The following is a 20,917-nucleotide window of genomic DNA, read 5'->3' as shown; positions in this document are numbered from 1 at the left end:
GTCATGAGCGGGATCCGATCCACATAGCCGCACCGACGGTGAGCACGATGCCGACCACCCAGATCGCCAGGCCTTCGGTCGCGGGGCCGAAGCCGCCGAGGCCGTAGCCACCGGGGGTCTTCTCTTCGGCGGCGTTCTTGATGTACGCGATGATGTCGCGCTTCTCTTCGGGCGTGAGCTGGCGGTCGGAGAACTTCGGCATGTTCTCCGGGCCGGTCAGCATGGCCGCGTAGATCTGCTGCTCGCTGGCGGGCTCCAGCGGCGGCGCGTACTTGCCGGAGGACAGCGCGCCGCCCTTGCCGGTGAAGTTGTGGCAGGACGCGCAGTTCATGCGGAACAGCTCGGAACCGCGGGCGATGTCGTCGCCGCGCAGCGATTCCTGAGCGATCTCGCCGTTGGCGTCGCGCACCACGGACGGGCCGCCGCCGTTCGCGGCGATGTAGGCGCCGAGGGCGTCGATCTGCTGGGCGTCGAACTTCGCGGGCTTGCGCGTGGCCTGCGCCTGGTTGGCGGCCAGCGGCATGCGCCCGGAGGACACCTGGAAGTAGACGGCGGCCTCGCCGACGCCGATCAGGCTGGGACCGCGGTCCTGCACACCCTGCAGGTTCGCGCCGTGGCAGGTGATGCAGGACGTGTCGTAGAGCTGCTTGCCCTCGCGGATCAGCGCGGACTGGTCCTGGTTGGCCGTGGCCACTTGGGGCTCGGGCGTGAGAGCCGTCGCGAGGAAGCCGGCTCCGACCAGACCCACCAGGAGCGCGAGACCGCCCGCGATGCGCCTGCGAAGGCGACGCTGCTTGCGGGTCTTGCTGGCCTCGCCGTTCCCGGGGCTGGCGGGCTCAGGCGCTGACGGGGGAGATGAACTCATCTGTGTCCCTTTGGAGTAGACGGAACCGACTTGTGCAAAAGACTGGGGCTGGCTCAGCGGACGAAGTAGATCGTGGCGAACAGCCCGATCCACACGATGTCGACGAAGTGCCAGTAGTACGAGACGACGATCGCGGCGGTGGCCTGCGCGGGCGTGAACTTGCTGAGCTTGGTGCGGATCAGCAGGAACACGAAGGCGATCAGACCGCCGATGACGTGCAGACCGTGGAAGCCGGTGGTGATGTAGAACACCGAACCGTAGGCGCTGCTCGAGATCGAGGTGCCCTCGTGGACCAGGTGGTAGTACTCGTAGGCCTGGCCGCCGACGAAGAACGCGCCCATCAGGAAGGTGATGACGTACCAGCGGCGCAGGCCGAACACGTCGCCCTTCTCCGCGGCGAACACACCCATCTGGCAGGTGAACGACGACGCGACCAGCACGGCCGTGACCGGCACGGCGAGCTTCAGGTTCAGCTCGGTCGGTTCCGGCGGCCAGTTGCCGTGGGCCTGGGCGCGCGCGACGAAGTACATGGCGAAGAGGCCGGCGAAGAACATCAGCTCGCTCGACAGCCAGATGATGGTACCGACGCTGACCATGTTGGGCCGGTTCAGCGAGTGCACACGCTGGGTAATGGCCGATCCTGGGGTCCCTACTGCGGTCGTCACGGGGGTAAGTATGACTCGTCGTAGTACGACAGCAGTAGGCGGGTACGAAACTTGGCCGTCCGTGTCGGAAAACGCACGGACGGACCGGGACTGGCATGTCCGTGTCGGGGGCGAGGGAAGCCGCCGCACCGAACGCGCCGACCTGCGCGGACGCGGTCATGATGACAGGCGAGAGTAAGTAGAAGCTGAGACGAGGAGGCGGATGTGGCACCGCGTATCTGGCGGCGGTTGTTCGGGCGGGTCGCCCCGGCGCCGCTGGACCCGGCCCGCGCGGACCTGGTGGTGGTCGCGGCGAGTTTCGACGACGCCGAGGCCTGCTCGGCCGCGCTGGCCAGGGCCGAGGGGCTGACCGAGGACGCGCCCGCGGTGCTGCGCCATCACCTGCGGATTCCGGCGGACCAGGTCGAGCGGGTATGCGAGATCGCGGCGCAGGAGGGGTACGCGCCCGCTCCGCGAACCGATGCGTCGGTCGAGGAGCTGGAGACGTTGATCTTGCAGCGGGTGCAGCTCGTCGACGCGCTGCACTGTTCACAGGAGCGGTCGAGGATGGCCGGGCTGGCCCAGCGCCACGACGGGTTCGCCGACGGGTGGGATGTGCTGCAACCGGGTGGGGCGGCCACTCCGCACTGAAACCGGCCGTACGCGGACAGTTGACAGGATTCGCCCGACCGCGCCGATTAGGCTGCTTGCTACAGAAGTGACGGGAGAAATGGAATGAGCGTGCGCAGCTGGCCCCAGGTGCTCGGAACCCTCGCCGACGGCGGCGACCTGGCCGCGGACGACACGGCGTGGGTGATCGACGAGATCTTCACCGACAACGCGACGCAGGCCCAGATCGCCGCGTTCGGCGTCGCGATGAAGATCAAGGGTCCGACGCCCGCCGAGCTTTCCGGCATGGCCTCCGGCATGCTCTCGCACGCCCGTCTCGTGCACATCGACGGCGACGCGGTCGACATCGTCGGCACCGGCGGTGATCGCTCCGGCTCGGTGAACATCTCCACCATGTCCTCGGTCGTGGTGGCCTCGGCCGGGGTGCCGGTGGTCAAGCACGGCAATCGGGCGGCCTCGTCCAAGAGCGGCGGCGCCGACGTGCTCGAGGCGCTCGGCGTGCGGCTCACCCTCGGTCCGGACGCGGTGGCGCAGTGCGTCCGCGAGGTCGGAATCGGCTTCTGTTTCGCGCCGCTGTTCCATCCCGCGCTGCGCTTCGCGGGCCCGGCGCGCAAGGAGATCGGGATCCCCACCGTCTTCAACGTGCTCGGACCGCTGACCAACCCCGCGCAGCCGCGTGCCGGATTGGTGGGATGCGCCTTCCCCGATCTGCTTCCGGTCGTCGCGGGCGTGTTCGCCGACCGCGGGGCCAGCGCCCTCGTGGTGCGCGGCAACGACGGGCTCGACGAGATCACGACATCCGACACCACCGACGTCTGGGTGGTGTCGGGCGGCCGGAAGCGACAGACCACCATCGACCCGACTCGACTCGGCATCCCGCGGGTCGAACTGGACGCGCTGCGCGGCGGCGACGCCGAGACCAACGCCGGTGTCGCGCGGTCGGTGTTCGCGGGCGCGCCGGGCGCGGTGCGCGACGCGGTGCTGGTGAACTCCGCGGCCGCCATCGTCGCCTACGACCTCTCGCGCGGAGTCGGCGATCCCGAGGCCGACCTGCACGAGGCGCTCGCCGCGGGCATCGAGCGCGCGGCCGCCGCGATCGACGGCGGTCAGGCGGCGGCGCTGCTGAACAGCTGGGCCAAGCTGTCGAACACGCTCGGCGATCGGTGAACTCCAGGCAAACGCTCGATCCGATTGTCGCCGAACTTCTTCCACACAGGTAGCAGGCGGTTAGACTGACCCATCGCGGGACGGATCGACCGCAGCGATGCGCCCGTGGCAACGAGTCCGCATATCACGATCCCAGCGGTTCTCCGACCGCCGGGCACCTCTCCGGCACGGCATTCCGACGCGAATCGGCGTGTCGTCCGGTCCGACACGTGAGGAGCTGACTATGAAGCGCGCACTACTCGGAATCCTGGCCGCCGGCCTCCTGCTGGCCGCGCCGGCAGCCAACGCCCAGGAGGGCGACCTGATCGTCAACGGGACGGTGATCCAGGACCTGGTCGGCTGCGTTCAGGTCGCCGATCAACCGGATGAACTCTCCGTGGAGAACAACACCGACAGGGTCGTCGGCGTGTACCTCGACGACCAGTGCCAGGGCGACGCGGCCGCCATGATCGAGCCGGGTGAAACCCGCTCGGTCACCGGCCAGTTCGTCACCGCGTCCTGACCGTTACTCCCCCAGCGAGAAACCGGCCTCGACGTCGGCGCTGGAGTAGGACTTGAACGCGATGTGGGTGGTTGTGCGCAGCACGCCGGGCGTCTTGTCGATCCGGTGCGTCACCACCTCGGCGACCTGCTCGTGATCGCGCACCCGCACGATCGCGATCAGGTCCACATCGCCCGCGCACGAGTAGACCTCGGTGACGCCTTCGGTATCGGCGACCGCCTGCGCGGTCTCCGGGATACGGCCGTTGTCGGCGTGGATCAGCACGATCGCGTTAATCATGCAGTCAGCCTAATTCCGATAGGGTCCTGGCCGCCGCGTCGGCCACCTCGGCCCAGCCGATCCATCGGCCCGCGCCGTAGCGTGGCTCGCAGTACCCGTGGGTGCTGCGCACGATCCGCACGCCCGGCCGCGCCAGCCAGCGCGCGACCAGACCCACTTCCTCCGGCGACGCACCGCGCAGCGGCGGGGCATCGAAGGCCGCGCCGTCCCCGGCCGTCGGCTCGCCGATTTTCGCCGAAGCGTCGCCGGCGAATTCGAGCGCCGGGGGTACGAGGTCACCGTCGGCCCGAACACCGGTCGCGCCGCCCTCCGGGATGACGGTCTCGGCGGCCGCGACGATCTGTTCCACGATCGGCATCGGGGGCGTTCCCCGCCGGGCGGTACCCGAGCCGGCCAAGCGGCCGTAGCGGATCACCGCGAATTCCCACCCGCCCGCACCGTCCGGGTGCGCGGCGACCAGTTCGGCGATCCGGGCGACGGCCGCGAGCCGCTGGGTGCGCCGCAGCGCCCTGATCACCGCGACGGTGCGATCGCGCAGGCGCGCGGCGGCCTCGAAATGCTCGGCGGCGGAGTGCGTTTCGATGCGATCGAGCATCGCCCGCAAGGTGGCGTCGGATTCGCCGCGGAACAGCGCGCGCACGGCGGCGGGAGCGGGCGCGTATTCCTTTGTATCTATAGGGATTCCGGAAGGGGTCGCCGCGGGGCAGCCGCCGACCACCGCGGGCGGGCACTCGTGGCGGCCGCCGCGAGGCAGCCGGGCCGTGCAGGTGCGCAGTCCGGCGTGCTCGGCGACGGTGGCCGCGACATCGGCGGCATCCAGTCGGGAACTGAAGGGGCCCAGCGCATCTCGGGTCGGCGTACGAACGATCGTGAAACGTGGGAACGGCTCGTCGGTCAACGCGATCCACCATCCGCGCTTGGGGAATTTCGAGCGCCGGTTGTAGGGCGGGGCGTGCGCGACGAGCAGCCGCAGCTCGCGCACCCCGGCCTCCAGCGCGTGCGCGCACACCACGTGATCGACGCGGGTGGCCAGCGCGACCATCTCCTTCATCCGGCCCCTGGTCTCCGAGCCGGTGAAGTAATTGCGTACGCGGCGGCGCAGATTCACCGCGGTGCCGATATAGAGGACCTCGTCGGCAGGGCCGCGGAAGAGGTAGACGCCGGGCGCGGCGGGCAGGTCGGTGGCGAGCACTCGCTTGGCGCGCTGCCCGGAGCTCACGTCCGGCAGGTAGTCCATCAGCTCGGTGAGGCTGTGCACGCCTTGGTTTCCCACCCGGGCGATGAGCGCGTGCAGCACGTCGACGGTGGCGCGCGCGTCGTCCAGCGCGCGGTGCGTCGGCTGGGTGCTCGCGCCGAGCAGCCGGGCCAGCGACGCGAGCCGCACCGAGGGCGCCTCGTCCCTGCCGAGCACCCGCCGCGCCAGCTTCACCGTGCACAGCACCGGCGCCTTGGGCCACTCGGTCTCGCAGCGCGCCGCGGCAGCGCGCAGGAAGGCCATGTCGAATCGGGCGTTGTGCGCGACGAGCACCGCGCCCGCCGCGAACTCGAGGAATCCCGGCAGCACCGATTCGATGCGCGGCGCGGCGTAGACCATGGCCGTGGTGATCCCGGTGACGTGCACGACCGCGGGCGGTATCTCCCTGCCGGGATTCACCAGCGTCGCGAACTCGCCGAGCACCTCGCCGCCGCGCACCTTGACCGCGCCGATCTCGGTGATCGCGTCGCCGTCCGCGCGGGTTCCCGTGGTCTCCAGGTCGACGACCACGAAAGTGGTGTCGTAGAGCGGCGTATCGAGTTCGTCGAAGGCCAGCTGCTTGGCGGCGGCCTGGCGCGGCGCGGGGTCGGGCACGGCGAGCAGCGTAGGGCCCCGGTACGACAACCTCCGGGCGCGCGAAACCGTGCACCATTCGTCCGATTTGTCGCGCGAGGTTCTCGTTGCGATACCCGCGAAATGATCTAGAACACCGAAAAGCGATCCAGATCACATTTCTGTCACGAACGAATCAGCGCCCGGGCGTGTCCGGTACAGCTACCCAGCCCCGTTGGGCATGCTGCCGCGCTGCCGGACCCACCTTGGTCAGCCGCCCGGATGGAGGACACGTCAAGCGCCGCCTCGAGCGCTTCCACCTGCGAAAACAGCGGTCATGCACACCGCGCATGGAGCGCATCGCCACCTGGGACAGCTGGGGGTAGCGACGCGGACGCCCGCCGATAACCAACCGCCGTTATCGTTTCGTGATTGCTGTGAGATACCTCGCAGATATGCCTGGCGAAAATTGTTGATCATCGCCATTTCGGATGCCCTGGGCTTTACAAAACACCGTGATGTGTTCGTAACCTTTTCGAGACCTCACGGAGTCCGCCGCACCGAACGGAGCGGCAGCACGCAGTCCGCTGCACCACCGGGTGTGGCGTCGTGGGGCAGATTGGAAGTAACCGCATCATGGCGACCAACACCGTCAAGCGACAGGCGCAGCGTGCCGTTGCCGCCGGAGCCGTCGGCGCTGCCACCATCGGCGCGTTCCTCCTTCCGGCCGCCCCCGCGTCGGCCCAGCCGGTGACCATCCCCGGCGTGGGAACGTTCGAGGTTCCGAACGAGATCCCGATCCCGGCCGAGGTCCCGGGCGTGCAGCTGGGCACTCCGCCCGGCGGCGCTCCCCTGCCGTTCGTCGCGCCGCAGAAGACTCTGGGCGAGGTCGCGCTAGACGCGGCGATGTCCAAGCTCGGCTCCCCGTATGTGTACGGCGCCGCGGGCCCGAACGCCTTCGACTGCTCCGGCCTGGTGCAGTGGTCCTACCGCCAGGCGGGCATGGAGCTGCCGCGCACCAGCGGCGCCCAGCTCGCCGCTGGTACCCCGGTGTCGTTGGCCGACCTGCAGCCGGGCGACCTGGTGTCGTTCTACGGCGGCGGCCACTCGGGCCTGTACGCGGGTGACGGCAACATCATCCACGCCTCCACCTCCGGCACCCCGGTGATGATCGCCTCGATGGACTCGATGCCGGTCGCCGGCGCGCGCCGCTTCTGATTCCGGGTCGAGCCGGGCCGCCCGCGCGGCCCGGCTCGATCTCTCCCCACGGCCGTGATCGGATCGTTCCCCACTGGACACCGACCGCCGCCGTTTCGTAATCTAAACGAGACCTACCCGGGTTGCAGAGCCGCCGAACCCGTCTCCGCGAACCGTGTGTGGGCGACTGCGTCGCTTTCGATTTCACGAGTCGGCATTACGAGAGAACGGGGCACGCCAGTGACAGCTGGTCACCGGAGACTGCGCACCAATCGTCTGGTGAGTGGAGTACTGGCGGCGGGAGTGCTGGCCACGGCCCTTTACGCGAGCGGTCCCGCGGTCGCCGACCCGGTCGCACTGCCGAGCACCGCGAGCGAGGCGGTGCAGCGGATGATCGATCTCTCGCGTCAGTCCGAGCAGCTCAATCAGCAGGCGCTGAGCGCCCAGGACGAACTCGACGCCAAACTCGCGGTGCAGGAGGAGGCCGACGCGAAGCTGGCCGCGACCACCCAGGTCGCCGACGCCGCCCGCGCCGAGGTCCGCAAGTTCCAGCCGGTCATCGACCGCACCGCGATCGCCACCTATCAGGGCGCGCGCACCAATCGCATGTACGCCGTGCTGGTCAGCGATTCTCCGCAGCAGCTGCTCGATCAGATGTCCACGCTGGACGTGCTCAGCGCGCAGACCGCCGATCAGCTCAAAGAGTTCAAGAAGGCGACCGACGCGGCCGAGTCCGCCGAGTCCGCCGCGCGCGCCGCCGCCGACGCTGCCCGCGGCGCCGCCGAGAAGGCCGACCAGGTGCGCGCCGATCTCGAACGCAAACGCAGCGAGCTGGGCGGCGCGATCGCCCAGGTGATCGAGGCGTGGAGCTCGCTGTCCGTCAAGGACCGCTCCGCGCTGGCCGGATCGCCGTTCCCGCCCGGCTTCGATCGGGACACGCTGCTACAAGGACTGGTTCCCGGCAGCGGAACCAGCGCGCTGGCCGCCGGGCTCACCCGCGTCGGCGACCCGTACGTCTGGGGCGCGACCGGACCGGACAAGTTCGACTGCTCGGGCCTGGTGCAGTGGGCGTTCAAGCAGGTCGGCAAGAACGTGCCGCGCACGAGCTCGGCGCAGGCGTCCTACGGCACGCCCGTCTCGAAAGAGAACATGCAGCCCGGCGACGTGGTGTTCTTCTACTCCGACATCTCGCATGTCGGCATCTACGCGGGCAACGGACTCATGTTGCACGCCTCGACTTTCGGCGTGCCGGTTGCCGTAGCGCCCATGGGGACGACACCGTTCCACTCCGCTAGGCGATACTGATCCGCTATGGAGGGTTGGCGACGGGTACGCGGCTGGTGCATGGCCAAGGGGCGGTGTCAGTTCGTTCTCACCGTCGCGATGGTCACCTTGTTGACGGGTCTCTGCTGCGCACTGGCCATGGCGCCCAAGTGGGCGCTGCCGAAAATCCGCGCCGCCCAACACGTCTCCGCCGATAGCCTGGGGCAAGCGCCCGCCGAGGACCCACGGCTGGCCGCGGTGCGCCGCATGCTGGAACCGTTCGGGCCGATCGAAACGCTGCGCGTCCCCGGCGGTGACGGCACGGAGTCGCTGGTGGTGGGCCACCCCGGCCACCGCGCCGAGCTCGAGGTGCTCGCGCGCGAACTGCCCGACGCCACCGCCGCGATCACCGAGCTGTGGGGACCGGACTGGGCGCAGTCGGCGCTCGTCGTGGTCGCCGCCACTCCGTCGGAGTTCGCCGCGCTGGTGCGGGCGGGAGCCGACATGCCCACCGAGGTCGCCGCGGCCTCGGTGGCCGATCCATTCGTGCGCGGCAGCCAACCGACGGGACAGCGAGTGGTTTTCAGCCCCGACGCGGGCCGGCGCCTCTCCCCCGCCGGATTGCGCACGCTGCTGCGCCACGAACTGACGCATATCGCGGCCCGCGCCGTCACCGTCGACGGCGCTCCGCAGTGGATGCTGGAGGGCTTCGCCGAGTACGCCGCCCACCGCGGCGAAGGACACTCCTTCGCCGACATCGCGCCGACGGTGGACGCCGCGCTGCGCGCCGGGTCGCGGCCCGCCGATCTGCCGCGGGACGGCGCGTTCGCCGGTGGCGCTGCCATCACTGCCTACGAGGAGGCGTGGACGGTCTGCGCGTTCGTCGCCGAGAAGTACGACGAACACCGCCTCGTCGAGCTCTACCGGCGCATCGCCGCGGACCGCCTCGACGCCGCGGGCGAGGATCGCGTCCTGCGCGAGGTGCTCGGCGTGGGGCGCGCCGATTTCGTCGCGGACTGGCGCGCTTGGCTCTCCGCTCAGGCCGTGTGAGCAGGTCCCCGCGCAGCCCGACCGGATCGGCGGCGAGCCGATCGCACCAAGTAGGTTGTCCCCATGGCCCGAACTCTGCTGGTTACCAATGATTTCCCGCCGCGGCCGGGCGGTATCCAGTCGTACCTGCAGGCGCTCGCCGGAGAGCTGCCGCCCGACGATCTGGTGGTCTACGCGCCGCGGTGGCGCGGTGACTCGCACCTGAAGTTCGATGCCAAGCAGAAGTTCCAGGTGGTACGCCATCCCACGACCCTGATGCTGCCGACGCCGCTGGTCCTGCGCCGGGCCGCGCGGCTGCTGCGCGACGAGAAGTGCGACACCGTCTGGTTCGGCGCGGCGGCGCCGCTCGCCCTGCTCTCGCCGCGGCTGCGCCGGGCGGGCGCCGAGCGCATCCTGGCCAGCACGCACGGACACGAGGTCGGCTGGTCGATGCTGCCCGGCGCGAGACAGGCGCTGCGCGCGATCGGCGACCACACCGACGTCGTCACCTACGTCAGCAAGTACACCCGCGGCCGGTTCGCCTCCGCCTTCGGCGCGGGCGCGGCGCTGGAATACCTGCCCCCGGGCGTCGACACCGAGGTGTTCCGCCCCGATCCCGCGGCCCGCGCCGAACTGCGCGAGCGCTACGGGCTCGGCGATCGCCCGACCATCCTGTGCCTGTCCCGGCTCGTCCCGCGCAAGGGTCAGGACGTGCTGATCGCGGCGATGCGCGAGATTCGCGATCGCGTCGACGGCGCAGTGCTCGTCATCGCGGGCGGCGGACCCTACGAGGACAAGTTGCGTGGTCTGGCGGCCGCGCTCGAGGTGAGCGACAGCGTGGTGTTCACCGGCCGCGTCCCCTCGGCCGAACTCGCCGCGCACCACACCATCGCCGACGTCTTCGCCATGCCGTGCCGCACCCGCGGCGCCGGACTCGACGTCGAAGGTCTCGGCATCGTCTACCTGGAGGCCTCGGCCACGGGCGTTCCTGTGGTCGCGGGCCGCTCCGGCGGCGCGCCGGAAACCGTGCTGGAGGGCAAGACCGGCCGAGTGGTGGACGGACGCAAGGTCACCGAGATCGCCGACGCGCTCGTCGACATCCTCGCCGACCGCGACGCCGCCGCGGCCATGGGCGCCGCGGGACGCGCCTGGGTGGACCAGAACTGGCGCTGGGACACCCTCGGCGCGCGCCTCCGCCACCTCCTCCGCTGAGTGAACCCCGATCAACTACGCTCAGCGGTGTGAGCAGTATTCAGGTCGCGGACCAGACGTTCGTCGCCGCCTCGGGCGCGGCGGTCGCCGAAGTGCTCGAGGGTCCGAACAAATGGCGCCAGTGGTGGCCGGACCTCACCCTCGAGGTTCGGGAGAACCGCGGCGACAAGGGAATTCGCTGGTCGGTGTCCGGAGCGCTGACGGGCAGCATGGAGGTGTGGCTGGAACCCTCGCTGGACGGGGTGATCCTGCATTACTTCCTGCACTGCGAACCGCAGGGCGCCGAACGGATGTCGCCGCGCCAGTTGCTCGCCGCCAACCGGGCTCGTCGAGTCGCGGGCAAGAACATGTCCTTCGAGATCAAGGCGCGGCTCGAGGCGGGCCGCCCGGCCGGCGTGACGCCCGCAGCCTGAGGACGGCGGCACGCAGGCCGCGCCCGCGCGGCACTCAACACCGAAAGGAACCGTTGACCACCATGGCCGACCGGACCCAGAGGTCGATCCTCATCGAGGCCCCCTCGAAGCGGGTGATGGCCGTCATCGCCGATCTGGAGTCCTACCCGGAGTGGGTCTCGGCGGCGAAGTCCGTCGAGGTGCTGGAGAAGGGCGCGGACGGCCGGGCGCGCACCGCCCGCTTCGTGCTCGACGCGGGCGTCGTCAAGGACACTTACGTGCTGACCTACACCTGGCGAGCCGACGACAAGGCGGTCAGCTGGAAGCTCATCAGCGGCGATCTGCAGAAGGCGCAGGACGGGACCTACGAACTCGTCGACCAGCCCGACGGCAGCACCCAGGTGATCTACGAGCTCACCGTGGATCTCAACATCCCGATGATCGGCATGTTCAAGCGCAAGGCCGAGAAGGTCATCACCGATACCGCGCTGAAGGAACTGAAGAAACGGGTCGAAGGCTGACCGGGCAGCAGAAGCCCGGCGAGCGGACCCGGCTCGAGCTGTTCGTCGGCAAGGGCGGCGTCGGCAAGACGACCTTGGCCTGCGCCACCGCCATGTCCTACGCCCGCGCCGGGCAGACGGTGCTGCTGGCCTCCCTCGATCAGGCGCATTCGCTCGGCGACGCGCTCGGTTTCCGTTTCCCGCACGATCCGGGCACGGTCACCGGAATCACCAGGGTGCTGCCGGGACTCGACGTCATCGAAGTGGATTCCCTGGCGCTGCTGGAGGATCGGTTCCGCGAGGTGACCCGGATGCTGTCGGCAGGCGGCGCGCACACCCACGATCACGGCATCGACTTGGCCGCGCTGGATCCCGCCGAGCTGACCGGCCTGCCCGGCGTGCAGGAACTGCTGATGCTGGTGGAGATCGCCCAGTTCGCCGACGAGGACGAGTGGGACGTCGTCGTCGTGGACTGCCCGCCCTCGGCGGACATGCTGCGCATCGTCACCGCGCCCGACACCCTGCTCGGCTACCTGGAACGGATCTGGCCCCCGCACGCGCGTGCGATGAGCACCATCGGCACCGACCTGCGCCGGGCGGTGCTCGCCGCCACCGTGGATCGGATCGTCAAGGCCGTCGGCGAGGTGCGCGACCTGCTCGCCGATCACGACCGCACCGGCGCGCGACTGGTCACCGTCGCCGAGCGGGTCGCGCTCGCCGAGTCAGGGCGGGTGCGTTCGGCGACCGCGTTGCTCGGGCTGCGGCTGGACGCGGTGATCGTCAACAAGGTGCTGCCGCCGATGCCCGAACCGTCCGGCCCGGCCGAGGCGGCGCATCCCGCGGTGCACTGGTACCACAACCGCAGGGCCGAACAGTTCGACGTGATCGAGGCGCTCGGCAAGGCCATGCGCGGCATCCCGGTGCTGATCGCCCAGCACACCGGCGCGGAGCCGGTGGGTCTCGGGTCGCTGCAGGCGCTGTCCTTCGGTGTCGGTTCCGCCGCGTCGGACGCCGAAACTGCACCTATGCTGGGCGACAATCCGGCGGAGGTTCGCACACGTTCCGGTGAACCGGTGGTTCGATTGGAATCGGGCACGGGTCTGCATTCGGTGTACGCGATGCGGATGCACCTGCCCGTCGTCGATCCGGCGACGCTGCGACTGGGACGAGTGGAGGACGATTTGATCGTGGGAGCGGACGGTGTGCGGCGCCGGTTGCGCCTGGCGCCGGTGTTGCGGCGGTGCACGGTCGACGACGCCGAACTCGACAGCGGATACCTGGTCGTGCGTTTCCGCCCTGATCCGGACGTGTGGCCGCTGACGCCCGAGGGCCGCTGAGATGGAGCGCGAGATGTCGGCACCGCACGGCGACGGGTTCAGCGAATTCGCCGAGGAACTCAAGCTGCTGGCGGAAGCGGTGCTCGAACGCGTCGAGCCGGTGCTGCGGCGCAGCGCGGCGCAGGGGCAGCCGGACTGGTCGGCGTGCAGCTGGTGCCCGGTCTGCGCGGCCGCGGCGCTGGTGCGCGGGGAACACCACGACGTGGTCGCGGCGATCGCCGATCACGGCACCGCCATCGTCACGGTGCTGCGCGAGGCGCTGGCCGGGGTGCCGGTGGATCCGCTGATGCCGGACGACGAGGATGCGGAAAGCGGTGACGAGCGCAGCGCTAGGTCCCACCCCGGCGACCGGCGCGGTGACGCGTCCCGCTCCAGCGACCAGCACAGCGGCAAATCGCGCACCGGCGACCTTCCCACCGACGCGACGCGCTCCGGCGACGAACGCGGCGACAGCTCCCACTCCAGCGCCCCGCGCACCGACGCGTCGCCCGACCAGCGCACGACCGCACCGCCGTCGACCGATGCGCCCGAGCAGAGCAGGCGCCCCGCCGGAAGCAAGCGATCCGGATACGTCGGTATCCCCGTGACGATCAAGGCATGACGCACCAGGTGGCAGCCGCGCCCCCGCTGACCGTCGGTATCGACGTCGGCGGCACCAACATTCGCGCCTCGGTGGTGGACGGCGACGGCGAGGTGCTCGACACCGTGCAGTCGCCGACCCCGCACAGCGCACACTCGCTGGAGGACGCGCTCGACCGCGCCGTGCGCGAGCTGTGCCGCCGCCATCCGATCGGCGCGGTCGGTCTGGCCGTCGCCGGATTCGTCAACGGCGACCGCTCCACCGTCCGGTTCGCACCGCACCTGCCGTGGCAGGACGCGCCCGTCGCGGCGCGGCTCGGCGAGCGCCTCGAGCTGCCGGTCATCCTGGAGCACGACGCCAACGCCGCGGCGTGGGCCGAGTACCGATTCGGCGCGGCGGCGGGCGGGCACAACGTGGTGCTTGTCGCGATCGGCACCGGCATCGGGGCGGCGCTGCTCATCGAGGGCAAGCTCTATCGCGGCTCGCACGGCGTCGCGCCGGAACTCGGTCATCTGCAGGTGGTGCCGCAGGGGCGGGTCTGCCCGTGCGGCAAGCACGGCTGCTGGGAAAGGTATTGCAGCGGAACGGCGCTCGCCGACACCGCGATCGAGCTGCTCGCCACCGACCCCGGACGCTCGACGGTGCTGGCCAGGGAGGTCTACCGCGATCCCGGTTCGCTCACGGGCCGCCGGGTGGCGGGCGCGGCGCAGGACGGCGATCCGGTCGCGCTCGCCGCGATGGCCGATTTCGCGCGCTGGCTCGGGCTCGGGCTCGCATTCGTCAGCGACATCTTCGATCCCGATCTGGTCGTCATCGCGGGCGGGGTGAGCAGTTCGGCGCCGCTGTTCCTCGATGAGGCGCGCGAGGAGTACGCCCGCGCGCTCACCGGCGCCGGCCACCGTCCGCTGGCTCGCATCCGCACCACCCAGCTCGGCGAAGCGGCGGGCATGATCGGCGCCGCCGAACTGGCTCGCGCGGTGCTCGACGAACCGGGTCGGCGCCCCTCGCGAGTCGCGCGCAGCGGGCGCTGACTTCGGCACGCAAGGGCACATGCGTTCGAATCAATCGGGGGCGGAGGGACCTTCGGGAGCCGCTTCCGCCCGATTGTGGTGAGATACACCGCTGCAATTGGATGTGATCTCCAGCCAGCGGTAAAGTCGGCAACTGACGCAGGTTGCCCGCTACTATCCCGGTCCCGGGGGAAGGACGTCATGTTCTACTGGCTGCTGAAGTTCGTGCTCGTGGGACCCTTCATTCGTCTCTACAATCGGCCGACCGTAGAGGGCGTGGAGAACATCCCGGCGCACGGGCCGGCCATCATGGCGGGTAATCACCTATCCTTCGCCGACTGGCTGTTCGCTCCGCTGTCGAGCCCGCGGCGGATCAACTACCTCGCCAAGGCCGAGTACTTCACCACCCCCGGCTTCAAGGGCCGCCTGCAGAAGTTCTTCTTCAGCGGCACCGGCCAGTACCCGATCGACCGCAGCGGCGCCTCCGCCGCCGAGGACGCGCTGAACGCCGCGCGCAAGCTGCTCGACGAGGGCCGCCTGGTCGGCCTCTACCCCGAGGGCACCCGCTCTCCCGACGGCCGCCTCTACAAGGGCAAGACCGGCCTGGCCCGGCTCGCGCTCGAAACCGGCGTGCCCGTCATCCCCGTCGCCGTCATCGGCACCAACGAGGTCTCCCCGCCCGGCCCCTTCAAGTGGCGCCGCCGCAAGGTGACGATCAAGTACGGCGCCCCCCTCGACTTCTCTCGCTACGAGGGCATGAGCGGCAACCGCTTCGTCGAACGCGCCGTCACCGACGAGGTCATGTACGAGCTCATGCGACTGAGCGGCCAGGAATACGTCGACGTCTACGCCCACAGCCTCAAGGGCGTCCCCTCCGGCTCCAAGCCCGAGGCCTCCCGCATCCCCGACACCGCCGCCAGCTGACCTCCCCAGAACGGCCCCGGAGACCAAAGGTCCCGGGGCCGTTCCCATTTCCGCGACGGTATCGTGGCCCGGTGCCGGTGCGTGCGAAGCTGTGCGGAATCAGGTCCGAAAGCGACCTGCGGATCGCGATCGACGCGGGCGCCGACGCGGTCGGGTTCATCGCGGGCGTCACCCACGTCAGCGAAGACGCGCTCGACACCGACCGGGCCGCATGGCTCGCCGGGCAGACGCCGCCGTTCGTCACCAGGGTTCTGGTCACCCATCTCGGGAGCGCCGAGGCGATCCTCGAACTCGCCGAACATGTTGACGTGGACGCAGTTCAGATCCACGGCCTGGTGACCGGCGAGACCGTTCGGCAGGTGCGCTCGGCCTCGACGCACCGAATCATCCGAGCCGTGCACGTCACCGGGCCCGAGGCCGTCGGTATTGCCCGAGCGGCCGCGGCGGATTGCGATGCGGTCCTGTTGGATTCGCGCACGACCGACCGCCTGGGCGGCACCGGCCGTACCCACGACTGGTCCGTGAGCGCGGCGATCGTCGACGAGCTGCGCGTGCTCGGCCGACCCGTCATCCTGGCGGGCGGCCTGAACACGGCCAATGTCGGCGACGCCATACGCAAGGTCCGCCCCTTCGCCGTCGACGTCAACAGCGGAGTCGAACACCCCTCCGGCGACAAATCCGCCGATGCCTGCGCCGACTTCGTCACCAGCGCCCGCCTCGCCCTGCCCTGACCCGCACAGACCTGCCATACGCCTTGCACGCGCCGCGAAGGCTGCCGATGACGTTGGTCACACGGTAAGTGAACAGCAAGGTGTCGGTAAGGCGGGGCGGGGAGACTGCGGGGCATGTTCAAGAAGTTGTTGGCGGCGGCGGGGGTCGGCGGGGCCGAGGTCGAGACCGAGTTGTTCACGCCGGGGGTGCAGCCGGGCGGGGTGGTCGAAGGCGTGGTTCGGCTGCGCGGCGGGCAGGTCGGGCAGGACATCGCGCAGGTCGCGGTGGAATTCGTGACCAGGGCCGAGCAGGAGTGCGAGGACCACGAGGGTCTGCGCGACATCGCTTTCGGCCGCACCGGAGTACACGGTCCGCTGCACCTGCCGCCCGGCGCGGTGCTGGACTTCCGTTTCGCGGCGCGCGCGCCGATGGAAACGCCGATCACGTTCTACAACGGCAGGCATCTGCCCGGCACGGTGGTCTCGCTGCGCACGATCGTGGAGATCCACGGCGCGGTGGACGCCGCCGACACCGACCCCATCGGCGTCGGCGCGCTGCCCGCCCAGCACGTGCTGCTGGCGGCCGTGGAGCGCTTGGGTTTTCACCTGCGCAGCGCCGACGTGGAGTCGGGTCGGGTGCACAACACCCCGCAGACCTTGCCGTTCTACCAGGAGATCGAGTTCGCCGGTTCGCCGCACTACCCGCGGCTGAACCAGCTGGAGGTCACCTTCGTCGCCACCGAGACCGGCATGAGCGTGGTGCTGGAGGCGGACAAGCGCGGCGGCTGGATCTCCGAGGGCCGCGACGTCTTCGACGCGCTGTGGGTCGACTACCAGCGGCTCGAGGGCGTCGACTGGGCGGGAGAACTGCACCACCGCCTGGCGCGGCTCGCCCACTGAGGCCTCGTTGGTAGCCTTGTCACACAACGTCGACGCGGGACCACGGGTAGGGGTGGACTGCTCGGCGTGCGAGTGAGGTGAGCATGGTCCGCCGCGACACCGGTGGTCGAATTCTGAAGCTGCCCAGGCGCGTCGACGCCGAGCCCGCCGGTGATCCGCCGACGGGCCGACTCGCCCGCACCACGAAGCTGGCCGGACTACCGGTCGCGTTCGCGGGCAGGCGGGTCGCGGGCGCGGGCAAACGCATGCTCGGCCGTCCCGCCGACGAGGTGAACCGCGAGATCCAAGCGCGGACCGCCCAACACCTGTTCGACGTGCTCGGCGAGCTCAAAGGCTGTGTCGCCAAGCTCGGGCAACTGATGTCGCTGTACGAGCTGGCGCTGCCAGCCGATTTCGCCGCGCCGTACCGCGACGCGCTGAACCAGCTGCAGGATTCGGCGCCCGCCATGCTGCCCCCGATGGTGCACGCCGCGCTGGCGACCCAGCTCGGTCCGGACTGGCGCGGGCTGTTCCTGGAGTTCGAGGACCGGCCCGCCGCGGCGGCGTCGGTCGGGCAGGTGCACCGCGCGGTGTGGCACGACGGCCGCCGGGTGGCCGTGAAGGTGATGTATCCCGGCGCGCGGGAGGCGGTGCTCAGCGATCTGCAAGCGCTGCGCCGGATCGCGCCGCTGTTCACCGCGCTGCTGCCGGGAGCGGATTCGCGCGCGGTGATCGAGGCGCTGTGCGCCTACATCGGCGAGGAACTCGACTATGAGATCGAGGCCGCGCACCAGCGCAGCTTCGCCGCGGCCTACGCCGACGATCCCGATTTCGTGGTGCCCGGCGTGGTCGCGCAACAGGGCGACGTGCTGATCACCGAATGGCTGGACGGCGTCTCGCTGTCGCGGATGGTGGCACAGGGCGCGCCGTTCGACCGCGACCGGATCGGTTTGCTCGTGCTGCGCTTCCTGCTGTCCGGTCCGACGAAAGCCGGTCTGCTGTACGGCGATCCGCACCCAGGCAATTTCCGCATCATGCCCGACGGCAGGCTCGGGGTCGTCGATTTCGGCGCGTGCGCACCGTTCCCGCCCGGCTACCTGGACGCGCTGACCGACATCGCGCGCGCGATCCTCTCCGGCGACCCGACCGACCTGGAGGCCGCGATCCGCCGCCGCGGTTACGTCGAACCGGACCGCGCGCTGGACAGCCACACCGTGCTCGAGCAGCTGGCGCCGATGCGCGACGCCATGCTCGACCCGACCTTCCGCCTGACCACCGACTGGCTGCGCAAGCGGGTCTCGGCGACGGTGGACCTGAGCCTGTCCAATGTCATCCGCCAGCTCACCATGCCCGCCGAACACACCCCCATGCTGCGCACCTTCCTCGCGGGCGTGAGCGTGATGTCGCAGCTCCAGCCCGAACTGCCCCTAGGCGCCGAATGCACCCGCTGGTTCCCGGACGTCATCGCGGCCCTCGGCCTGGACGACGCGAATTCGCCGTGGATGCCGGACAGCCCGACCGAACCGCTGCGCCGGGTGCGTCCAGCCCAACCGAACGCCCGACTGTCGATCGCGCCGACCGCCGCGGCCCCCGACCCCGCCGTGCCAACGACCGCGCCCGAGCCCCACGCCGCCCCCGGCACGCCAACGTCGGGCCCCACCGATGGTCCGCCAACCAAGCGACCGCCCGAACTCTGAACAGTCCCCGTCGAACTCACCACGCGACGGACGAACTCGCCGCCGCGACGGGGCCACAGCGACGACCTCGTGCGGCGAACATCCGACCCGCGCCCAGAACGAAGGCCACCCACCCCGCACGCGACCGACGGTCGCGCCTGTGGCCACCAGCGACGCCTCAGAGCGGCGGCCGACCGCGCCCGGACATACGTCGGCGAGGTGGGCGCGCGCCCAGCTGCCGCCAGCCACCGCCCATCCTCGGGCAGCATGAACCAATGGTGCGACGACTGAAGACCACGGAGATCGCCGAGCTGCTGAACACAGACGCTGTCGCGCGGTTGGCAACCATCGATGTCGACGGCTACCCGCACGTAATGCCGATCTGGTTCCTATGGGCGGCAGACGTTTTCTACTTCACCAGCTATCCGGACCGGCCCCACCTCGAACGAATCCGCAACAACCCACGCGTCGGCCTGGTCATCGATGTCGAGGATCGACTGCGCGCCGACGGAGAGCGACCGAATCGGCACGCCACCGAACAACCACCCGGTCCGGTCAATTGGTCGGACTGACAGCGGCAGTTCACGCGACGTTGGCGTAACTCCGCGAGGGTGAATTCCATGACTCTCGGTCATTCGGAACTCTCCCGGCGCACCCTCCTGCGCACCTCCGCGCTCGGTCTGGTGGCCGCGCCCGCGCTGGCCGCCTGCGGCACGGACGACGGTCCGAGGCTGGTCCGGCAGCGTCCGAACCTGACGCACGGGGTCGCGGTCGGCGATCCGCGCTCGGACGGCGCGCTGATCTGGGCCCGCTCGGATCGGCCCGCCACGCTGATCGTGGAGACGGCCGCCACCGAATCCTTCACCGACGCGCGCCGTTTCACCGGCCCGCTGCTCACCCCCGACACCGACGGCACCGGACGCGTCCGTGTCGCGGGCCTGCCCGCCGGCTCGCTGGTGCACTACCGCGTCACCCTCGAAGCCGAGGACGGCGCCACCTCCGAGCCGCTGCGAGGCGTGTTCCGCACCGCGCCGACGACCCAGTCCGACATCAGGATCCAGTGGTCCGGCGACGTCGCGGGCCAGGGGTACGGCATCAACCCGGACCTCGGCGGGATGACGATCTTCGCCACCATGGCCGCGCGCGACCCGCACCTGTTCCTGCATTCCGGCGACGTGGTCTACGCCGACGTCCCGCTCCAGGAGTCGGTCACCCTGCCCGACGGCCGGATCTGGCGCAACACCGTCACCGAAGCCAAGAGCGCGGTCGCGCAGACCCTCGACCAGTTCCGCGGCCAATACGCCTACAACCTGACCGATCAGAACTATCGAAGGTTCAATGCCTCGGTGGCCCAACTGGTCCAGTGGGACGACCACGAGACGGTCAACAACTGGTTCCCCGGCGGCACCGTCGCCGCGGACAAGGGCTACACCGAACGCAGCATGGATACCCTGGCCGCCCGCGCCTGGCAAGCGTTCCACGAGTGGATGCCGCTCGATCCGAAGGAAGCCGTCGACGGCAGGCTGTACCGCAAGATCTCCTACGGCCCGCTGCTCGACGTATTCGTCCTGGACATGCGCGCCTACAAGGACGCCAACGGCGCCAACACCGCGCCCGACGGCAAGATCTTCGGTGCGGCACAGACGAAATGGCTGATCGACGGCCTGCGCGACTCCAGGGCCACCTGGAAGATCGTCGCCGCCGACCTGCCGCTCGGCGTGATCGTGCCGGACGGCAAGACCGCGTTCGAGGGACCGGCCAACGGCGCACCCGGCGCACCCTCGGGCCGGGAAACCGAGATCGCGCAGGTGCTTTCGGCGATCAAAGCGAACCGGGTGACCGGCGTGGTGTGGCTGACCGCCGACGTGCACTACACGGCGGCGCACCGCTACTCCCCCGAACGCGCGGCGTTCACCGATTTCGACGAGTTCTGGGAGTTCGTCTCCGGACCGCTCAACGCGGGCGCCTTCGGTCCCAACCAGCTCGACCCCACCTTCGGCCCCGAGGCCGTGTTCGTGCACGCGCCGCCCGCGCCGAACACCTCGCCGCTGGACGCCGCCTATCAGCATTTCGGCGAGGTCCACATCGACGGCCGCACCGCCGAGCTGACGGTGAATCTGTGCGACGCGACGGGCGCGGTGCTCTTCGCTCAGCGCCTGCCCGCGCCCGGTCGCTGAGCCGCGAGCGAGAGCCGATCCGCGCCGTGCCGATTCGGGTGGCAGAAGGACCGATTCCCGAGGCGTGCGAAATCCGCATAATCGCAGGTCGAAAGGGGTGGTCCGGGTGCGAGGAAAGAGCCTCCGACTTCGGGTGC

22 protein-coding genes are annotated in these 20,917 nt (G+C 70.1%); 18 read left to right on the top strand and 4 right to left on the bottom strand.

From position 1 onward, the window contains the following. Position 1 precedes the first annotated feature (1 nt). Together qcrC and ctaE are read right to left on the bottom strand one after the other, a co-directional pair. A complete protein-coding gene (gene qcrC, locus FB390_RS30050) occupies positions 2 to 865 on the bottom strand; it encodes a cytochrome bc1 complex diheme cytochrome c subunit (RefSeq protein ID WP_141812577.1) in 864 nt (287 codons plus the stop codon). 53 nt (positions 866 to 918) lie between these two features. After that, positions 919 to 1,530, bottom strand: a complete 612-nt coding sequence (gene ctaE / locus FB390_RS30045) for an aa3-type cytochrome oxidase subunit III (protein WP_141812576.1) — start codon at positions 1,528 to 1,530, stop codon at positions 919 to 921. A 204-nt stretch (positions 1,531 to 1,734) separates the two neighbouring features. Here ctaE and FB390_RS30040 point away from each other — a divergent pair, with 204 nt between their 5' ends. The 3 genes from FB390_RS30040 to FB390_RS30030 all read left to right on the top strand — a co-directional run bounded on the left by FB390_RS30040 (position 1,735) and on the right by FB390_RS30030 (position 3,808). Continuing rightward, complete coding sequence (locus tag FB390_RS30040) at positions 1,735 to 2,160, top strand: ribonuclease E inhibitor RraB (RefSeq protein WP_141812575.1); 426 nt, start codon at positions 1,735 to 1,737, stop codon at positions 2,158 to 2,160. An 84-nt stretch (positions 2,161 to 2,244) separates the two neighbouring features. After that, positions 2,245 to 3,306, top strand: a complete 1,062-nt coding sequence (gene trpD / locus FB390_RS30035) for an anthranilate phosphoribosyltransferase (RefSeq protein WP_141812574.1) — start codon at positions 2,245 to 2,247, stop codon at positions 3,304 to 3,306. Positions 3,307 to 3,529: 223 nt separating this feature from the next. Beyond that, entirely contained in the window at positions 3,530 to 3,808 is a 279-nt protein-coding gene (locus FB390_RS30030; RefSeq protein WP_141812573.1) for a hypothetical protein, read from the top strand. A 3-nt stretch (positions 3,809 to 3,811) separates the two neighbouring features. Here the strand turns inward: FB390_RS30030 and FB390_RS30025 are convergent, their stop codons facing one another. Further along, complete coding sequence (locus FB390_RS30025; RefSeq protein WP_141812572.1) at positions 3,812 to 4,087, bottom strand: Lrp/AsnC family transcriptional regulator; 276 nt, start codon at positions 4,085 to 4,087, stop codon at positions 3,812 to 3,814. A 4-nt stretch (positions 4,088 to 4,091) separates the two neighbouring features. After that, positions 4,092 to 5,936, bottom strand: coding sequence for a DEDD exonuclease domain-containing protein (locus FB390_RS30020; RefSeq protein WP_141812571.1), 1,845 nt, complete (start codon positions 5,934 to 5,936; stop codon positions 4,092 to 4,094). Between the two features lie 594 nt (positions 5,937 to 6,530). Here FB390_RS30020 and FB390_RS30015 point away from each other — a divergent pair. From FB390_RS30015 to FB390_RS29945, 15 genes are all read left to right on the top strand, one after another. Beyond that, the gene (locus FB390_RS30015) at positions 6,531 to 7,112 is read left to right on the top strand and encodes a C40 family peptidase (protein WP_141812570.1); all 582 of its coding nucleotides are present in this window, start codon (positions 6,531 to 6,533) and stop codon (positions 7,110 to 7,112) included. A gap of 258 nt (positions 7,113 to 7,370) precedes the next feature. After that, complete coding sequence (locus tag FB390_RS30010; protein ID WP_246124473.1) at positions 7,371 to 8,396, top strand: NlpC/P60 family protein; 1,026 nt, start codon at positions 7,371 to 7,373, stop codon at positions 8,394 to 8,396. A gap of 6 nt (positions 8,397 to 8,402) precedes the next feature. Further along, positions 8,403 to 9,404: a hypothetical protein gene (locus FB390_RS30005; protein ID WP_141812568.1), complete on the top strand. Its 1,002-nt coding sequence runs from the start codon at positions 8,403 to 8,405 to the stop codon at positions 9,402 to 9,404. Between the two features lie 63 nt (positions 9,405 to 9,467). Beyond that, entirely contained in the window at positions 9,468 to 10,595 is a 1,128-nt protein-coding gene (locus FB390_RS30000) for a glycosyltransferase family 4 protein (RefSeq protein ID WP_141812567.1), read from the top strand. 29 nt (positions 10,596 to 10,624) lie between these two features. Then, positions 10,625 to 11,008, top strand: coding sequence for a polyketide cyclase / dehydrase and lipid transport (locus FB390_RS29995; RefSeq protein ID WP_141812566.1), 384 nt, complete (start codon positions 10,625 to 10,627; stop codon positions 11,006 to 11,008). A 62-nt stretch (positions 11,009 to 11,070) separates the two neighbouring features. Next, the gene (locus FB390_RS29990) at positions 11,071 to 11,508 is read left to right on the top strand and encodes an SRPBCC family protein (RefSeq protein ID WP_141813177.1); all 438 of its coding nucleotides are present in this window, start codon (positions 11,071 to 11,073) and stop codon (positions 11,506 to 11,508) included. 92 nt (positions 11,509 to 11,600) lie between these two features. Beyond that, positions 11,601 to 12,824: an ArsA family ATPase gene (locus FB390_RS29985; RefSeq protein ID WP_246124470.1), complete on the top strand. Its 1,224-nt coding sequence runs from the start codon at positions 11,601 to 11,603 to the stop codon at positions 12,822 to 12,824. Between the two features lie 13 nt (positions 12,825 to 12,837). Beyond that, positions 12,838 to 13,425 carry a hypothetical protein gene (locus FB390_RS34510; RefSeq protein ID WP_246124469.1) on the top strand — a complete coding sequence of 196 codons (588 nt, stop codon included), beginning with the start codon at positions 12,838 to 12,840 and terminating at the stop codon, positions 13,423 to 13,425. Further along, complete coding sequence (locus tag FB390_RS29975; RefSeq protein ID WP_141812565.1) at positions 13,422 to 14,435, top strand: ROK family protein; 1,014 nt, start codon at positions 13,422 to 13,424, stop codon at positions 14,433 to 14,435. The genes FB390_RS34510 and FB390_RS29975 overlap by 4 nt, the downstream gene beginning before the upstream one ends. A gap of 180 nt (positions 14,436 to 14,615) precedes the next feature. Then, positions 14,616 to 15,338: a lysophospholipid acyltransferase family protein gene (locus tag FB390_RS29970; RefSeq protein ID WP_141812564.1), complete on the top strand. Its 723-nt coding sequence runs from the start codon at positions 14,616 to 14,618 to the stop codon at positions 15,336 to 15,338. Between the two features lie 71 nt (positions 15,339 to 15,409). Beyond that, positions 15,410 to 16,069 carry a phosphoribosylanthranilate isomerase gene (locus tag FB390_RS29965; protein ID WP_141812563.1) on the top strand — a complete coding sequence of 220 codons (660 nt, stop codon included), beginning with the start codon at positions 15,410 to 15,412 and terminating at the stop codon, positions 16,067 to 16,069. Positions 16,070 to 16,183: 114 nt separating this feature from the next. Continuing rightward, complete coding sequence (locus tag FB390_RS29960) at positions 16,184 to 16,948, top strand: sporulation protein (RefSeq protein ID WP_141812562.1); 765 nt, start codon at positions 16,184 to 16,186, stop codon at positions 16,946 to 16,948. Positions 16,949 to 17,031: 83 nt separating this feature from the next. Continuing rightward, positions 17,032 to 18,624, top strand: coding sequence for an ABC1 kinase family protein (locus tag FB390_RS29955; RefSeq protein ID WP_185757328.1), 1,593 nt, complete (start codon positions 17,032 to 17,034; stop codon positions 18,622 to 18,624). Between the two features lie 254 nt (positions 18,625 to 18,878). Continuing rightward, positions 18,879 to 19,175, top strand: a complete 297-nt coding sequence (locus tag FB390_RS29950; RefSeq protein ID WP_141812561.1) for a pyridoxamine 5'-phosphate oxidase family protein — start codon at positions 18,879 to 18,881, stop codon at positions 19,173 to 19,175. A 48-nt stretch (positions 19,176 to 19,223) separates the two neighbouring features. Continuing rightward, positions 19,224 to 20,780, top strand: a complete 1,557-nt coding sequence (locus FB390_RS29945; RefSeq protein ID WP_141812560.1) for an alkaline phosphatase D family protein — start codon at positions 19,224 to 19,226, stop codon at positions 20,778 to 20,780. Positions 20,781 to 20,917: the final 137 nt, after the last annotated feature.

The sequence above is a fragment of the Nocardia bhagyanarayanae genome (assembly GCF_006716565.1).
GTDB lineage: Bacteria > Actinomycetota > Actinomycetes > Mycobacteriales > Mycobacteriaceae > Nocardia > Nocardia bhagyanarayanae.
This window is presented reverse-complemented; position numbering and strand designations above follow the sequence as displayed.

What these genes read in the sequence shown, in the direction of transcription:
- qcrC (WP_141812577.1), bottom strand. Translation starts at nt 865, where the DNA reads ATGAGTTCATCTCCCCCGTCAGCGCCTGAGCCCGCCAGCCCCGGGAAC.
- trpD (WP_141812574.1), top strand. Translation starts at nt 2,245, where the DNA reads ATGAGCGTGCGCAGCTGGCCCCAGGTGCTCGGAACCCTCGCCGACGGC.
- FB390_RS30030 (WP_141812573.1), top strand. Translation starts at nt 3,530, where the DNA reads ATGAAGCGCGCACTACTCGGAATCCTGGCCGCCGGCCTCCTGCTGGCC.
- FB390_RS30025 (WP_141812572.1), bottom strand. Translation starts at nt 4,087, where the DNA reads ATGATTAACGCGATCGTGCTGATCCACGCCGACAACGGCCGTATCCCG.
- FB390_RS30015 (WP_141812570.1), top strand. Translation starts at nt 6,531, where the DNA reads ATGGCGACCAACACCGTCAAGCGACAGGCGCAGCGTGCCGTTGCCGCC.
- FB390_RS30005 (WP_141812568.1), top strand. Translation starts at nt 8,403, where the DNA reads ATGGAGGGTTGGCGACGGGTACGCGGCTGGTGCATGGCCAAGGGGCGG.
- FB390_RS30000 (WP_141812567.1), top strand. Translation starts at nt 9,468, where the DNA reads ATGGCCCGAACTCTGCTGGTTACCAATGATTTCCCGCCGCGGCCGGGC.
- FB390_RS29990 (WP_141813177.1), top strand. Translation starts at nt 11,071, where the DNA reads ATGGCCGACCGGACCCAGAGGTCGATCCTCATCGAGGCCCCCTCGAAG.
- FB390_RS29985 (WP_246124470.1), top strand. Translation starts at nt 11,601, where the DNA reads ATGTCCTACGCCCGCGCCGGGCAGACGGTGCTGCTGGCCTCCCTCGAT.
- FB390_RS34510 (WP_246124469.1), top strand. Translation starts at nt 12,838, where the DNA reads ATGTCGGCACCGCACGGCGACGGGTTCAGCGAATTCGCCGAGGAACTC.
- FB390_RS29975 (WP_141812565.1), top strand. Translation starts at nt 13,422, where the DNA reads ATGACGCACCAGGTGGCAGCCGCGCCCCCGCTGACCGTCGGTATCGAC.
- FB390_RS29970 (WP_141812564.1), top strand. Translation starts at nt 14,616, where the DNA reads ATGTTCTACTGGCTGCTGAAGTTCGTGCTCGTGGGACCCTTCATTCGT.
- FB390_RS29960 (WP_141812562.1), top strand. Translation starts at nt 16,184, where the DNA reads ATGTTCAAGAAGTTGTTGGCGGCGGCGGGGGTCGGCGGGGCCGAGGTC.
- FB390_RS29955 (WP_185757328.1), top strand. Translation starts at nt 17,032, where the DNA reads ATGGTCCGCCGCGACACCGGTGGTCGAATTCTGAAGCTGCCCAGGCGC.
- FB390_RS29950 (WP_141812561.1), top strand. Translation starts at nt 18,879, where the DNA reads ATGGTGCGACGACTGAAGACCACGGAGATCGCCGAGCTGCTGAACACA.
- FB390_RS29945 (WP_141812560.1), top strand. Translation starts at nt 19,224, where the DNA reads ATGACTCTCGGTCATTCGGAACTCTCCCGGCGCACCCTCCTGCGCACC.